Genomic DNA, 14,765 nt, shown 5'->3' on the forward strand with positions numbered 1-14,765 from the left:
CACGAACATGGCTAAAGATTTTATTTTACCCGATATCGGTGAAGGCATCGTTGAGTGCGAAGTGGTTGAATGGCTTGTTGCTGTTGGCGATGAGGTCAAAGAAGACCAGCCAATCTGTGATGTAATGACAGACAAAGCACTGGTTCAGATCCCAGCGGTACACAATGGTGTGATCACCGAGCTTTACTACGCTAAAGGTGATATTGCCAAAGTTCACGCACCCTTGTTTGCTATGGATGTGGAAGGCGAAGCTCCCACTGCAAATGTGTCTGCAACAGCCGCAAAAGAACCCATTCCTGCACAAGCAGCAGCAACAGGTTCAGCATTAGAGGACTTTATTTTACCCGACATCGGTGAAGGGATTGTTGAGTGTGAAATCGTCGAATGGCTTGTAGCTGAGGGCGATGACATCAAAGAAGACCAGCCAGTTTGCGACGTAATGACTGACAAGGCGTTAGTGCAAATTCCTGCGAAGTACGATGGTAAAGTGATAAAACTTTACTATCAAAAGGGTGATATCGCTAAAGTACACAGTCCGTTGTTTCAAATGGAAATTGCAGGCTCTGGTGTAAGTGCGAGTGCGGCTGCGACTGCGGACAACGCAACAGAAGTACAATCAGCGGCACCAGCGAATGCAGATAAGCCATCGAGCGAACCTGTAGCGCAAGGTAAGGCACTCGCATCGCCAGCGGTGCGTCGTCGCGCTCGTGAACTTGATATCGATATTAGCACTGTCCCTGGCAGTGGCAAAAACGGTCGTGTATTTAAAGAAGATATTGAAAAATTCGTTGCTCATAAAGGCGCGACAACAAGTGCACCTCCTGCAACCGGTAATACATCTGTGGCACCATCAGCACCAGTAAGCGGTGGTACGCGCGTTGAGCCTATCAAGGGTATGAAAGCGGCCATGGCAAAACAAATGGTAGCATCGGTTTCAACTATTCCGCATTTCACATACAGCGATGAAATCGATTTGACTGACCTTATTGCACTGCGTGGCTCGATGAAGGAGCAGTACAAGCAGCAAGGTGTGAAGTTGACGATGATGCCGTTTTTCATCAAGGCACTGTCACTGGCAATCAAAGAATTCCCTGTGCTTAACTCACAGGTGAATGATGAGTGCACAGAGTTGACATATTTTGACGACCACAACATTGGCATGGCTGTAGACTCAAAACTTGGCCTACTTGTACCAAACGTGAAGCAGGTGCAAAACAAGTCAATCGTTGAAGTGGCAAACGAAGTATCGCGTTTGACTGATAGCGCGCGCGAAGGGCGCGTGTCACCCGCAGATTTAAAATCGGGCACTATCTCAATTTCCAACATTGGTGCAATCGGCGGTACCACAGCAACGCCTATTATTAATAAGCCTGAAGTGGCTATTGTTGCTTTAGGTAAAGTGCAACAATTACCGCGCTTTAACGCCAAGGGCGAAGTTGAAGCACGTGCGATTATGCAAGTAAGTTGGTCTGGTGACCACCGTGTAATTGACGGTGGCACTATCGCACGCTTCAATAACTTGTGGAAAGATTACTTAGAACAGCCTACAAAAATGTTGATGGCGATGAGTTGATCTGGTCAAACCAGTTGTTTCTAATATGAAAAAACCAGCTTGGGCTGGTTTTTTTTATACAGGGATTGAATTATCATCAGTTAAGCCTTTGTTCATAAGGCAGAAACGGCAAACTCTCATTCGCCAATTGGAATTAACAATAATCAAATAGGATTTACTATGGAATACTTTACAGATGCGCTAAAGCGATACGCTGATTTTACTGGCCGTACTCGCCGCAAAGGCTACTGGATGTTCATTCTTTTTTATCTAATCTTTGCTATCGTTGCGACTGTTATCGATATGGTACTGGGCACAATGTTCGTTGGCACAATCTACTCGCTAGCACTATTTATCCCTAGTTTAGCGATTGGCGCACGCCGTCTTCACGATACTGGCCGTTCAGGTTGGTGGCAGTTACTGTACTTCTTACCGCTTATTGGTTTCATTGTACTAATTATCTTCTTTGTACAAGATAGCCAAGACGGTGACAACGACCACGGTCCGAACCCTAAAGAATTAGGTAGCGAAGCAGCAGCTGCATAAGAGCGGTTAATGCATTGAAAAAGGCTCGATTATTCGGGCCTTTTTTGTGCCTAATAAATCAGAGTGAAGATATAAAATATGCTAACTAATTCATTAAATTACTGTATTTTATCTTTCCCATGCAACTGGACATACTTTTTTCAAAATGAAGCAAGATTGAAGCGAAAGGCGAGCGCAGGTCTTTTTGAATTATTGGCAATAAGAGTAGGGTAAATGCAGTGTGGCCCGACTCAAAATTAGGCCACACTGTAGTTTTGAACCAACGACTAAATAATATTATTTAAATCTTTGGAACTCAGCGTTAGGGTACCATTGTGGCCACTGAGCTTGTTCGGAAATATCAAAACCGACTTTATAGAACAATTGTAAATCTTGAACTGCACCTGATAGGTCCCACTCATCGCGGTAGCGATCGCACGGTTGATGGTAACAACCACGCAATACGAGGCTCATACGTTTGCGATACTGCTCGGTTTCTTCGTTTCGCGCTTCACTGCCGCCACCTGCGTACATTGCAGGCACACCCATGTTCGCAAATGCAAAGTGATCTGAGCGGTAGTAACCACCTGAGCTTGGTTTAGGGTCACCCGACACTACACGGTCCTGCAATTTAGCTGCTTCTGCAAGCATGTTATCGAGTTCAGATTTACCCATACCCACAACACTGATGTCTTTTACTTTACCTAGCAGGTTTAAGCTATCCATGTTGATGTTCGCAACGGTTTTTTCTTGTGCAATAACAGGGTTTGCTGCGTAGTATTTTGCTCCGAGTAAACCTTGTTCCTCAGCAGTTACCGCTAGGAATGTCATGGAACGATCAGGGTTGCGTGGCAGTTTTGTGAATGCTTCTGCCACTTCAATCAAACCTGCAGTACCGGTCGCGTTATCATGCGCGCCGTTATAGATTTGATCACCTTTACGCGTTTTATCAGTACCAAGGTGATCCCAGTGTGCAGAGTAGATAATGTGCTCATCTGGTTTCACACTGCCCGGAAGAGTGGCGATAAAGTTGTTAGACACAGATTTCTTAATTTCACTTGTGACTTCGACACTGGCTGTTAAATCGCCCATATCAACATGATATGCACCTTCAGCTGCGCGAGCTTTAGCAGCGTCAAAATCTAGACCTGCTTTAGTAAATAGCTCTTTAGCCACGTCTACAGTTACCCAGCCTTCTACCGCTACACGGTCCATGTTGTTATTCTCTTTTTGGAAGCCAAACTGAGGGCCACTCCACGAGTTTTCGACGACAGACCAAGGGTAAGATGCAGGCGCAGTTTCATGCACTATGATAGCGCCTGCTGCACCTTGGCGGCTCGCCTCTTCGTATTTGTATGTCCATCGGCCATAGTAGGTCATGGCATCGCCAGTAAATAGGTCTGGGTTCTTGGTGGCAAAACCTGGGTCATTAACGAGCATCACCACGGTTTTACCCTTAACGTCCAAGCCTTCGTAATCGTTCCAGTTATACTCAGGTGCGTTCACACCGTAACCTACGAACACAAGTTCGGAATCTTTAATGCTTTCTTTTGCGCTAATACGGCTGGTGCCCATTACCATATCTTTTTTGTATTGGTATTGTTTTCCACCGATTTCTAGCGTCATATTTGGGTCAGCTTCAATGGATACCAAAGGTACTTCTTGTAAGAAGCTATCACCGTTACCTGGCTCAAAACCAAGGGCTTTAAATTGCTCTGTTAAATAAGCTAGCGTTAACTCTTCGCCTTTTGATGAAGGTGCGCGGCCGCCAAATTCATCAGAAGCAAGCGTTTTAATGTGCTCGGCAAGTTCGCCAGCATTAATGCTGTCCCAGCCGGTCATTACGTCGTCATTTGTTATTTTTGTGCTTGCACAGCCGGCTAAAATGCCTGCGCTGAGAAGCGTAAGAGGGAAATAGCGCTTCATAATTTTTCATTTCATTGCTTGAAAGAGTGAACCAGTATAAGGATAGCAATGAAATTTCACCAGTTTTTGCGCTAAACTACGCAAAATTTACGGCTAATACTAACAAGAATGAAACGTTTTACCCCCTTTGAAAACTGGCAGTCTTATTGTTTGCGAACGGGCGCATTTGCAGATTTAAATGCGTTGTTTTCAATTGCTGATTACAGTAATTGGCCGACGCTTGAGGATCTCAATAACCACCAGATCACTAATGTTAATGGCCATGCTATTGAATTCATTGATAATAGTGAGTTCGAGGCGGACGGGCGCTATTATGAAACATTTATTTTTGAGACAGGGAAGGTGCCTACGCGCTTTGAAAATTGGCACGACTTGTTCGGTGCTTATATCTGGCAATTATTTCCAAAAACCAAGGCGCTGTTGAATCAGTTGCATATCGATGAAATGGCAAAACAGCCTTGCAACCAACGCAGCAAAAAGCGAAATGCGTTAACCCTGTTCGATGAATGTGCTGTTGTACTAGCTGTGACGGATGAAGATTGGATAGCACCTTTTCGCTCACACGCGTGGCAAGAAGTGTTTGTTGAGCGCCGAGCACATTGGCATAAATCAATCCGTGCTTACACATTTGGTCATGCCAATTATGAGATGCTCACACAGCCTTTTATTGGGTTAACCGGTAAGGCGCTGTTTCTAAAAGTGCCCGCTGATATATTTTGTAAAGATTTACGTGCCCAATACGACTACCTAGATGAACGTCTGTATGAGATGATAGCTGTACAGGATGTGTTAGCTGATAACTCGGCGTTATCGCCGTTACCGCTTTTGGGTGTACCAGGCTGGTTTGATGGCAATCTAAACCCAGAATTTTATGCCAACACGGACTACTTTAGGCCAAAACGAAGGAAGAATAATAATGATAAGAGTGAACGGGCTTAAGAAGAAGTTCAAGCTCACCAAAGATCATAAAAAAGGGGTGTCGGAAGCTCAGCAAGACCCGCGTGAAGACAAAGACTATTTCCACTCGGTGCGCGATGTGGGCTTTCATTGCGAACAAGGTGAAGTTCTTGGGTTGTTAGGGCCAAATGGTGCCGGTAAAACCACTACTTTACGAATGCTATCTACGGCACTAAAACCTGATGTAGGCAGCATTGAAGTTGGCGGTGTGGATTTGGTCAAAAAACCATTGGCAGGTCGCAAGGCTATAGGGTTTTTGTCTGGTTCTACAGGTTTATATGGACGCCTCACTGCTAAAGAAAACGTCGAGTATTTTGCCAAGCTGCATGGAATGAAAGGCGAAGAACTCAAACAACGTTGTGACGAGTTGTTCACCATGCTTGATATGCATAGCTTTCTAGATAAGCGTGCCGATAACTTGTCTACCGGCATGAAGCAGAAGACTAATATCGCTCGTGCAGTGGTTCACAAGCCGAAGGTGGTGATACTCGACGAACCCACGACAGGTCTCGATATTATGACCACGCAAACGGTAATCAACTTTATCAAAAGTCTAAAAGAGCAAGGTACACCCGTGGTGTTCTCTACTCACCACCTTGATGAAGTGGCACTGTTGTGTGACCGCGTCTGTGTCATTGACCAAGGGATCAGTTGCTTCGATGGCACACTCGATGCGTTTAAAGAGCAAGGACAAAGCCAAGAGTTGAACCAGGCATTTTTGAATATTCTTGAGGGACAGCGTCATGTTTGAAGTATTTTTAAAAGAAATTAAAGAACTACTACGCGACAAGAAAACACTCATGTTTGTTGTGGCGCTGCCATTACTTATTTTCCCTGTTATTTTTGCTTTAGTCGGCTTTTTGGCATCGAAAGCAGCGATTGAAGCTGAACAAAAAGTGCACACTTATGCCATCGTTAATGCCCAATACGCTGAACCGTTTTCAAAAGAAGTATTCTTCCATAAGAGTTTTAAGTCGCTAGAAAAAGAGCACACTTACACCAGTGTGGAGGATTTAAAAGCAGCGGTGGAAGCAGGCGATATTGATGTGGGTATATTCATTCCACGTGATGCTAAAGACGCGTTGGATAGTGGTGAGCAAAGTAAGTGGCAAATCATTTTCAATGATGCGCAAACGATCAATTTCTTGTTTACCAACCTCAAAGAAGTGGCTGATAAATACGCACAGCAATTGCAAAGTGCCAAACTCATTGAGCTGGGTGTCAGTGCAGATGCGCAAAAGGCGCTGTTGCAACCCATTGCACTTGAAAAAGTAAACACCGCAGACCAACGAGAGAATCTAGGTGAAAAAATAGGCGCCTATATTCCGTATCTATTGTTACCTTTAGTGCTTACGGGCGCTATGTATCCAGCGATTGATTTAGGAGCGGGAGAGAAGGAAAGAGGCACTTTAGAAACGCTGTTACTGACGCCTTTATCTCGTACTCAAGTGGTGTTAGGTAAGTTTCTAACCGTCTTTTGCAGCGGCATTACCAGTGCCATGGTGACGGTGCTGAGTTTTGGACTGTGGATCACCTTAGCGGGGCAATTCATTGAGCTAGATATGCTCAAAGAAGCATTTGGCACGGTTATGGTCACTGACTTATTGCTGATTTTGTTGCTCCTGATCCCTGTCGCAGCTATCTTTGGCTCATTGGCGCTGACGATATCTATTTACGCTCGCAGTTTTAAAGAAGCACAGAACTACATGTCGCCGCTGTCGTTTTTGGTATTTATACCTATTATCGTGGCCATTATGCCGAACATGGAATTGACGGCAAAAACCGCCTTAATCCCAATTACGAATATTTGTTTGGCAATAAAAGAGAATCATCAAAGGGACTGTGGATATGGGCTTAGTAGGTTTAATATTTGCGGCTACCGTGGTGCTTGCAGGCGCATTACTAGCGTTTTGTACATACTGGTTTAACCGCGAAGAAGTGCTATTTAGATAATTAATAATGAGCGGGCCAGTGCGGCTCGCTCAGAGTTTTGCGAGTGTAGAACAATACAATGCTAGCTTCGGCTATGGATTGAACTATTAATGACTAATAAATTGTACAACGCTCAAATAATTCCTAGTCACTAGGTGACTTGTTGATTCAAGGTCAAATTACAATCTCCCTTCAGTGACTTAACACCATTCAAGCCAAAGCTATCGCAAAGAGCAATATTGAACATCCTCGTTATAACCTGCCCAGAATAATATGCGTTGGAAAAACATACAAATTAATAGGTTGTCATAGTTTCGTAGGGATTAAGCCAACGAATAATGAGCATTTGCTTGCTACGCAGGAACCTCTTCACTGTTAATAAAAACTCTGGTATCGGCTGCACTCAACCAAAGCAACGATGCAGAGTTAAAGTGACTCACTCTATCGGGATGCAGAGAGTCCTGTCGTCGGTAGGTATCACTTGGCACAACGGCGATTTAAGTGAATAGGACCTTAGCAATTTTAACGCCGAGTGTACCCATAACATACTAAATTATATAGTTTTTCTTTATTTTATTGTTTTTTATACAGTATAGTGAACTGATACCTATTTATTAGGTTAGAAATAAAATCAATAATTTAATCAGTATGAAGGACGAGGGAAGTGAAGGGGAAAGTTTTAGATTTTAATTCCGGGCAAGGTGTTATCAGTTGCGATGAGGGAAACCGCTATAGTTTTTCATTCGATAATTGGAAAAGCAGTGTATCACCTGCAGCAGGAATGGCGGTCGATTTCGTAGCAAGCGACAACACAGCTGCGGATATTTATCATTCGGAGCCCATCGCTGCGCAACAACGCTCCGTTGCTCCAAAACAAGCTCAAACATCAGTCTTGGCAATAGTGAGTCTCGTATTAGGGGTTCTCGGTATATTCTTTTTCGGCTCAATTGCGGCTGTTATTTGCGGACACATTGCACGCTCACAAATTAGAAAGAGTAATGGCAATCAGACGGGTGATGGTTTGGCATTAGCCGGATTAATCTTGGGCTATTTGAGCATCGCATTTTGGGGATTGTGGCTCATATTTGTTGGTGGTCTAGCGATGCTGGGAAGCTATTAATCGCACATCCTACTTGTAGCGTAGGCTGTGTTATCGCAGCCTACGCTTTACATATAAAGTTAGGTTAGTAGGCTATACAGCAAGGCAGATACAGCCAGTGCACCCACCAATAAAATAAAGTAGGTGCTCAATTTACCGCGATACTGTTTCATACTCTCTACCTTATAAACGGCAATCATTGGCATAATAAACAGAATCATCGCAATGATAGGGCCTGATATCGCTTCCATCATTCCTAAGATACTCGGGTTGTAAACCGCACATACCCAGATAGCGATAAACATCAACGCCACACCTAATTTATCCGCTTTTTTATGCGTCAGGTTTGAGTGTTTTACCACTAAGCCATTAAAGCTTTCACGAGCACCTAGGAAATGACCAAAGAAGGATGACGTAATGGCAACAAATGCCACTAACGGCCCGACATAGGCAAGTATTGGATTGTTATAAGTGTTAGCAAGATAAGAAAGCACCGAAATGTTTGCATCCTTAGCCGCTTGTAATTGCTCAGCACTGAGGGCGAACACGCAAGAGAATACAAACAGCAACACGAATGTGATTAACATAATGGCTGTGTATTTCAAAATTGCATCTGCCTTAGGACGTGCTTGTTCGCCATAGTGACGGCGCTGGGCATTGGCAAAGCTTGATATTGCCGCTGCATGACTAAACGAAAATACAATAACCGGCACTGCGAGCCATAGGTTTATGGCAAAATCGGGTAAAGCAATAAGTTCCGTACTTGGTATCTGCCAGTTCGGGATCAAGTATAAAGATAGCGCGAATAGAACAGTGACCAAAGGGTATACCAAGAAAGCGAACGCACGTAGCATGAGTTTTTCACCGCCTAGCATCACGCCTACCATTGCCGCGACTAACACGCAGAGAGAACAATACGCGAAGGCTGTGCGAAACCCAGCTGATTAACAATGAAATCGTTTACTGTATTGGTGAGGCCAACACCATAAATAAGCAAGATAGGGAAAATCGATAGAAAATAAAGAAGTGAGATAAGGCGTCCGGCACCTTGGCCAAAGTGTTCTTGAACCACATCGGTGAAGTCACTGTCGCTTTGTTTTGATGACAAGACAAAGCGTGCTAAACCTCGGTGTGCTGGATAGGTCATTGGGAAGGCTGCCAAGGCCATAATGATTAATGGCCAAAATCCGCCAAGACCAACGTTGATGGGCAAAAATAAAATACCTGCACCCACGGCGGTGCCGAATAAACTTAAAACCCATTGGGTGTCATGGCGATTCCATGAACTGATCGCTGCCGATGAAGTGGCGGTCAGCGTGTCGTGAGAGGAGCTCATATACTACTACCTGAAAACTGCATAAATTTCGGCGTAATAATACCTAATTTGCCAAACTAATTCATAGTTATGCGTGATTACGTGTATTTATATGTAATCATCGGAGGAGTTGCTGAATAATATATATACATAAAAACGAAAAAGGCCCCAAAAACGTGGGGCCTACAAAATTAGCGTTTAATTTCTCGATTACACTTTTTGTTCCGCAGGTTGCTCACTCAAAGTGGCTTCTGAGTCTTCATTGTCATCTGAGCGTCCAGCGCGCTCCCAATATTTAGCTTTGAAGTTGAGCAAAACTAAGACTATTCCCACACCGATACTGAATAATGCGATCTGCATATAAAGACCTGGTATCTCTTGCACATTTTCTGGGTCAAAGCTTCCAGCTAACAATCCTGAGATGATATTACCGATAGAGTAAGTTAAAACGAATACGCCCATCATCTGACCAACATAGCGAGCAGGAGACAAGCGGCTTACGGCACTAAGCGCAACTGGGCTTAAACAAAGTTCACCGACCGTATGCAGGAAGTAGGTAGTGATTAACCAATAAGGTGCTACTTTGAGACCATCTGCAGCGTACTGTGCAGCAAAAAACATGACTAAGAAACCTGTGGCCATGATGATAAGGCCTATTGCACATTTCACACTGTATGAAGGAGTGATGAGACGCTTTGCTAGGTTGATCCACAATGCAGCGAAAAAGGGTGAAAGGATGATGATAAAAAACGCATTTGCAGATTGGAACCAAGCAGTTGGTATTTCAAATGAGCCTAACATTCTATCGGTATAGTCCCGAGCGAATAAATTTAACGACGAGCCTGCTTGCTCAAATCCAGACCAAAAACAAGCTGACGCAACACACACCAAGAACAGTGCCCACATTCGCTTTTTCTCTGCATCATTAAGTTCACCCATGAAGTAGATGTAGCCGAAATATACAAAGAAAGTAACCGTGAATACGACAGCGACTGACCCTGCCAAGGCGACAGGGTTTATTACGAACCAGCCCTGATACGCTCCGATAACCGTCAGTGTTACCCCCGTGATAAATGCAGCGATAAGCGTCCAAGTTATTGATTTACCTTTATCTGATAAAGGATTTGCTGGTTTATCATTGATGCCAGCAATATTGCTTTGGGTCATGCGGTACTGGACAAGGCCTAGCGCCATGCCAACAGCTGCAGCACCGAATGCCCAGTGCCAACCGACATTTTCCATAAAGTAACCACAGATCATGTAACCAATGACTGAACCTAGGTTGATACCCATGTAATAGATGGCATAGCCGCTATCACGACGCTCGTCCTCAGATGAATAGAGCTGACCGACCAATGCGCTGATATTTGGCTTTAATAAACCGGTACCCGTGGCAACGAAAATTAAGCCGATAAAGAATGAACTTGGATGAGGAATGGCGAGAATTATGTGTCCGCACATAATAATGATACCACCGTACCACACCGTTTTCTGACCCCCGAAGAGGCGATCAGAAAGCCACCCTCCAGGTAGCCCGAGGAAATAAACAGCACCGGTATATAAACCATAAATAGCTGCAGCAGAAGCAACGGTAAAGGCCAGCCCTTGCTCTTGCAATGAGGCTGTCATAAATAGCACCAACATGGCGCGCATACCGTAGTAACTCATGCGCTCCCACATTTCTGTAAAAAATAGGGTAGATAATCCCTTAGGATGGCCGAAAAAAGCCGTATCTAGATTAGATTTTGCGGCATTTTGCTCATCAGACATAGATTCACTTCCATTATTGTCGTTATAGTGAGCAATTATTAGTACGTGAAATGTGCGTCAGATGCAACCTTGAGTCGCTGGGTTGCACCTTTGCAGCGTTAAATTTAGGCAGCGTTATCCTTTATATGACGCAAGTTGTTCGTTGCAAGCACATGTTGGGTATCGGACCAATGCAGCAGCTCCATTCTACCGTCTTTGTTCTCAACAAGAGCGGTGCAATTTTCTATCCAATCGCCATCGTTACAGTAGACAATGCCGTCGCACACGCGTAATTGCGGTTGATGGATATGTCCACACACTATGCCATCATATCCGCGCTTTTTTGCTTCATGTATAGCAGCATTTTCAAAGGCTAAAATTGCTTCCTGTGCTTTGTGCACGCGTGCTTTTATCCAGGACGCTAGGGACCAATATCGGCCACCATATAAACGTCTAGCACGATTGTGCCAACGGTTTAAAAACAATAAAAAATCGTATGCGGTATCGCCAATCACACTGATCAATTTGCTGTATCGTGTAGCGGAGTCGAAATCGTCACCATGGAGTATCAAGAAGCGTTTATCTTCAGTGGTGATATGCTCAAATTGACGGTGCACTTCCACACCCATAAGCGTATCTTGGTCGTATCGGCGCAATGTTTCGTCATGATTGCCAGGGACGTAGATTACTCGGGTGCCTTGTTCTACTTTTTCTTTAAGCGCTTCGAGTACTTGATAATGGCTAGGGTGCCAATAAAAGCGACGCTTCATTGACCATAAATCGACGATATCGCCGACTAAATAAAGCGTTTCGCACTTTATGCTGTTTAAGAAGTCTAATAAGTACGCGGCTTTACAGTCTTTATATCCTAAGTGAACGTCTGATATAAAAACTGCGCGGTAAAAGGTGGTGTTGCTGTTTTGCATGTTCAGTAATCCCCAGAGTAATAATGAAAAGGCTAGGGAGATGTAATGACAGGAAGAAGTCTAAAAAAAGAACAATCAATGACAGTTAAATACTCTGCTATTGTGCTGTCGACTTTATTACTCTTTGGGTGTCAGACCCAGATGGATGATGGTCATAACGATGATGCTCATAACATTGTTGGAGTCGATTTGCTAAACCAAACCAACAGCACGTTAACTGAGGTTAAGTTGCAGGTTGTTGGCCATGGAGGCCAAGTCAGTTGTAATCACATTGAAGCGGCATCTCAATGTGGCACTGGTTTTCCGGTGAAAAATTACAATAGTGAAGCGTTGCAACTAAGCTACCGTCAAAGTAATGAGCCCATAAGCCATTTGTTTACACTTAAGGTGCCGCAAGAGGGCGGTCATAGATACAGAGTGTCCATCCTTATTAAAGAGGGGAAACCAGACGTATCGGTGAATAAAGCAATGTCCCCATAAAGGGGCGGTTCAGTTTGTGTTGGTTAAAACAGTGATGGTGAAACCAAGCAAGCAGAAGTTGAATGAGTAATACCAATTCTGTTGAGTGTATGACCACAGACAGCGCTGGATAAATCATCGGATATCAAAGTGCGAATTTACACAGGTAGTTATTCTACAGAGTAAAATTTCAACACTGTGAAAGTGATATTTATCCTGAAAGAAAGAATAGCTGATTGAATGAATTGGTATAAGATGCAGGAGGCGCTTATGCGTATAATCGTAATAGTATTGTGTGTATTTGGTTTACTAGCATGCCAAGATCAAAGTGAAGAAACGGTCATTCAACAGGACGTTGATATGCAGAATCCAGCTTTAGCATTTTGTGTTCAGCATGGTGGAAAAGTCGTAACTGAAGGCAGTGCTTTAACGGAGACGTACTTTTGTGAGCTGGAAAATGGCTCGAGAGTCGACGTGTGGGAGTTCTACCGTGACTATCAATAATGGTTCCAGAATCTAAATAAAAAGCCAGTCATCTAGGACTGGCTTTTTTATCTGTTGCTTGTGGCGTGTTACGCGTTCTGAAGTTGCTCAACGATTGCAGCAACCGCTGAATCGATGTTTAGCATTAGTTTTTCACCTGTGCGGCGGTTCTTAAGTTCAACTTCGTTGTTATCTAGGTTACGCTCACCAATAACAAGTGTGTACGGCACACCTAATAATTCCATATCGTTGAACATAACGCCCGGGCGTTCTTTACGATCATCGAACAACACATCAACACCCGCACTTTGAAGTTCACCATAGATGCGCTCAGCGATATCTGGAATACGGTGTGACTTGTGCATATTCATAGGCACAATGGCTACTTCAAACGGCGCAATATTTTTTGGCCAGATGATGCCGTACTTGTCATTATTTTGCTCAATTGCAGCAGCAACCACACGTGAGACACCAATACCGTAACAACCCATTGTCATCACTTGGTTCTTACCATCTTCACCTAGAACACCAGCGTTCATCGCTTGCGAGTATTTTGTCCCGAGTTGGAAAATATGACCCACTTCAATACCACGCTTAATGCTGAGCGTACCTTTACCGCAAGGGCTTGGGTCGCCTTCAACAACATTACGGATATCTTCTACTTGGTAACCTGTCACATCACGGTCCCAGTTGATACCGCTGTAATGAACGTCATCGGTGTTTGCACCTGCAACGAAATCAGCAAGGACTGCAGCACTGCGGTCAACGATGATCGGCACAGTAAGACCTACAGGACCAAGTGAGCCTGGTCGTGCACCCACAACCGCAACGATGTGTTCTTCTTTTGCCATTTCAAGTGGTGAGAATACACCTGGTAGCTTTTCAGCCTTTAATTCGTTCAACTCATGATCACCGCGAAGAACAAGGGCAACGAGACCACGCTCACCTTGCTCATTTTCTTCTCCGTATACAAACAGTGTTTTCACACCACGGTGTGGTTTAACACCATAATGCTCTTTGAGTTCAGCAATTGTTTTTGCCTTTGGCGTGTCAAACTTTTGTAGCTCTTTGCTAGGGGCAGGGCGTGCTTCATTTGGTGCAATAGCCTCTGCTTTTTCGATGTTTGCTGCGTAATCACTGCCATCACTGAACGCGATAGCATCCTCACCTGACTCAGCTAATACGTGGAATTCATGTGAGAAACTACCACCGATTGAACCTGTGTCGGCAAGCACTGGACGATAATCTAGACCTAAACGGTCAAAGATATTGCAGTAGGCTTGGTGCAATTTTTCATAGGTCTGCGCTAAACATTCTTCAGTTAAGTGGAATGAATACGCATCTTTCATCGTGAATTCACGAGAACGCATGATACCAAAGCGTGGACGGATTTCGTCGCGCACTTTCGTTTGAATTTGGTACAAAGTGATAGGTAATTGCTTGTAGCTACTTACTTCACGGCGAATACAATCAGTGATCACTTCTTCGTGCGTTGGCCCTAGTGCAAACGGACGCTTGTGTCTGTCTTCAATGCGCAGTAGTTCTGGGCCATATTGTTCCCAACGGCCAGATTCTTGCCATAATTCGGCAGGCTGGATGATGGGCATCAACATTTCAATCGCACCAGCTTTGTTCATTTCTTCACGAACAATGTTTTCGACTTTTTTTAGTACTTTTACACCGCTTGGAAGCCAAGTGTATAGGCCTGAGGCCAATTTGCGGATCATGCCGGCACGTAGCATAAGCTGGTGGCTGACTACCTCGGCATCTGAAGGTGTTTCTTTCAGGGTCGCAAGTAAATACTGACTGGTACGCATGAAGGTTCCGTTTTGTTATTAGTTA

11 protein-coding genes and 2 pseudogenes are annotated in these 14,765 nt (G+C 44.2%); 8 read left to right on the top strand and 5 right to left on the bottom strand.

Annotated features, from left to right (window positions below; all coding sequences use genetic code 11):
- Positions 1–7 precede the first annotated feature (7 nt).
- Both ACH19P_RS09270 and ACH19P_RS09275 read left to right on the top strand, forming a co-directional pair.
- A complete protein-coding gene (locus ACH19P_RS09270; RefSeq protein ID WP_462158305.1) occupies positions 8–1,573 on the top strand; it encodes a dihydrolipoyllysine-residue acetyltransferase in 1,566 nt (521 codons plus the stop codon).
- Positions 1,574–1,732: 159 nt separating this feature from the next.
- On the top strand, positions 1,733–2,098 hold the full coding sequence (locus tag ACH19P_RS09275) for a DUF805 domain-containing protein (RefSeq protein WP_462158306.1): 366 nt from the start codon (positions 1,733–1,735) through the stop codon (positions 2,096–2,098).
- A 276-nt stretch (positions 2,099–2,374) separates the two neighbouring features.
- Here the strand turns inward: ACH19P_RS09275 and ACH19P_RS09280 are convergent, their stop codons facing one another.
- Complete coding sequence (locus ACH19P_RS09280; protein ID WP_462158307.1) at positions 2,375–4,003, bottom strand: M28 family metallopeptidase; 1,629 nt, start codon at positions 4,001–4,003, stop codon at positions 2,375–2,377.
- A gap of 108 nt (positions 4,004–4,111) precedes the next feature.
- Between ACH19P_RS09280 and ACH19P_RS09285 the strand changes: the two genes are divergently transcribed.
- The 4 genes and pseudogenes from ACH19P_RS09285 (at position 4,112) to ACH19P_RS09300 (ending at position 8,012) form a co-directional block, all read left to right on the top strand.
- Positions 4,112–4,942, top strand: coding sequence for a DUF3025 domain-containing protein (locus ACH19P_RS09285; RefSeq protein WP_462158308.1), 831 nt, complete (start codon positions 4,112–4,114; stop codon positions 4,940–4,942).
- Positions 4,920–5,711 carry an ABC transporter ATP-binding protein gene (locus tag ACH19P_RS09290; protein WP_462158309.1) on the top strand — a complete coding sequence of 264 codons (792 nt, stop codon included), beginning with the start codon at positions 4,920–4,922 and terminating at the stop codon, positions 5,709–5,711. Before ACH19P_RS09285 ends, ACH19P_RS09290 begins: the two co-directional genes overlap by 23 nt.
- A pseudogene (locus tag ACH19P_RS09295) lies at positions 5,704–6,913 on the top strand (ABC transporter permease). Before ACH19P_RS09290 ends, ACH19P_RS09295 begins: the two are co-directional and overlap by 8 nt.
- 643 nt (positions 6,914–7,556) lie before the next feature.
- Complete coding sequence (locus ACH19P_RS09300; protein ID WP_462158310.1) at positions 7,557–8,012, top strand: DUF4190 domain-containing protein; 456 nt, start codon at positions 7,557–7,559, stop codon at positions 8,010–8,012.
- A 59-nt stretch (positions 8,013–8,071) separates the two neighbouring features.
- Here the strand turns inward: ACH19P_RS09300 and ACH19P_RS09305 are convergent.
- From ACH19P_RS09305 to ACH19P_RS09315, 3 genes and pseudogenes are all read right to left on the bottom strand, one after another.
- Positions 8,072–9,327 (bottom strand): annotated as a pseudogene (locus tag ACH19P_RS09305) (SLC5/6 family protein).
- 189 nt (positions 9,328–9,516) lie between these two features.
- Positions 9,517–11,076, bottom strand: coding sequence for a peptide MFS transporter (locus tag ACH19P_RS09310; RefSeq protein WP_462158311.1), 1,560 nt, complete (start codon positions 11,074–11,076; stop codon positions 9,517–9,519).
- A gap of 104 nt (positions 11,077–11,180) precedes the next feature.
- Positions 11,181–11,981 carry a UDP-2,3-diacylglucosamine diphosphatase gene (locus tag ACH19P_RS09315; RefSeq protein ID WP_462158312.1) on the bottom strand — a complete coding sequence of 267 codons (801 nt, stop codon included), beginning with the start codon at positions 11,979–11,981 and terminating at the stop codon, positions 11,181–11,183.
- Positions 11,982–12,059: 78 nt separating this feature from the next.
- On the opposite strand from ACH19P_RS09315, the gene ACH19P_RS09320 reads away from it, so the two are divergent.
- Both ACH19P_RS09320 and ACH19P_RS09325 read left to right on the top strand, forming a co-directional pair.
- Positions 12,060–12,461 carry a hypothetical protein gene (locus ACH19P_RS09320; RefSeq protein ID WP_462158313.1) on the top strand — a complete coding sequence of 134 codons (402 nt, stop codon included), beginning with the start codon at positions 12,060–12,062 and terminating at the stop codon, positions 12,459–12,461.
- 249 nt (positions 12,462–12,710) lie between these two features.
- Positions 12,711–12,944 (top strand): putative hemolysin, encoded by a 234-nt coding sequence (locus tag ACH19P_RS09325; RefSeq protein ID WP_462158314.1) that lies wholly within the window; start codon positions 12,711–12,713, stop codon positions 12,942–12,944.
- A 68-nt stretch (positions 12,945–13,012) separates the two neighbouring features.
- On the opposite strand, the gene ACH19P_RS09330 is transcribed toward ACH19P_RS09325, so the two are convergent.
- Positions 13,013–14,740 (bottom strand): proline--tRNA ligase, encoded by a 1,728-nt coding sequence (locus ACH19P_RS09330; RefSeq protein ID WP_462158315.1) that lies wholly within the window; start codon positions 14,738–14,740, stop codon positions 13,013–13,015.
- Between the last annotated feature and the right edge of the window lie 25 nt (positions 14,741–14,765).

Source organism: Pseudoalteromonas sp. GB56 (assembly GCF_054923835.1).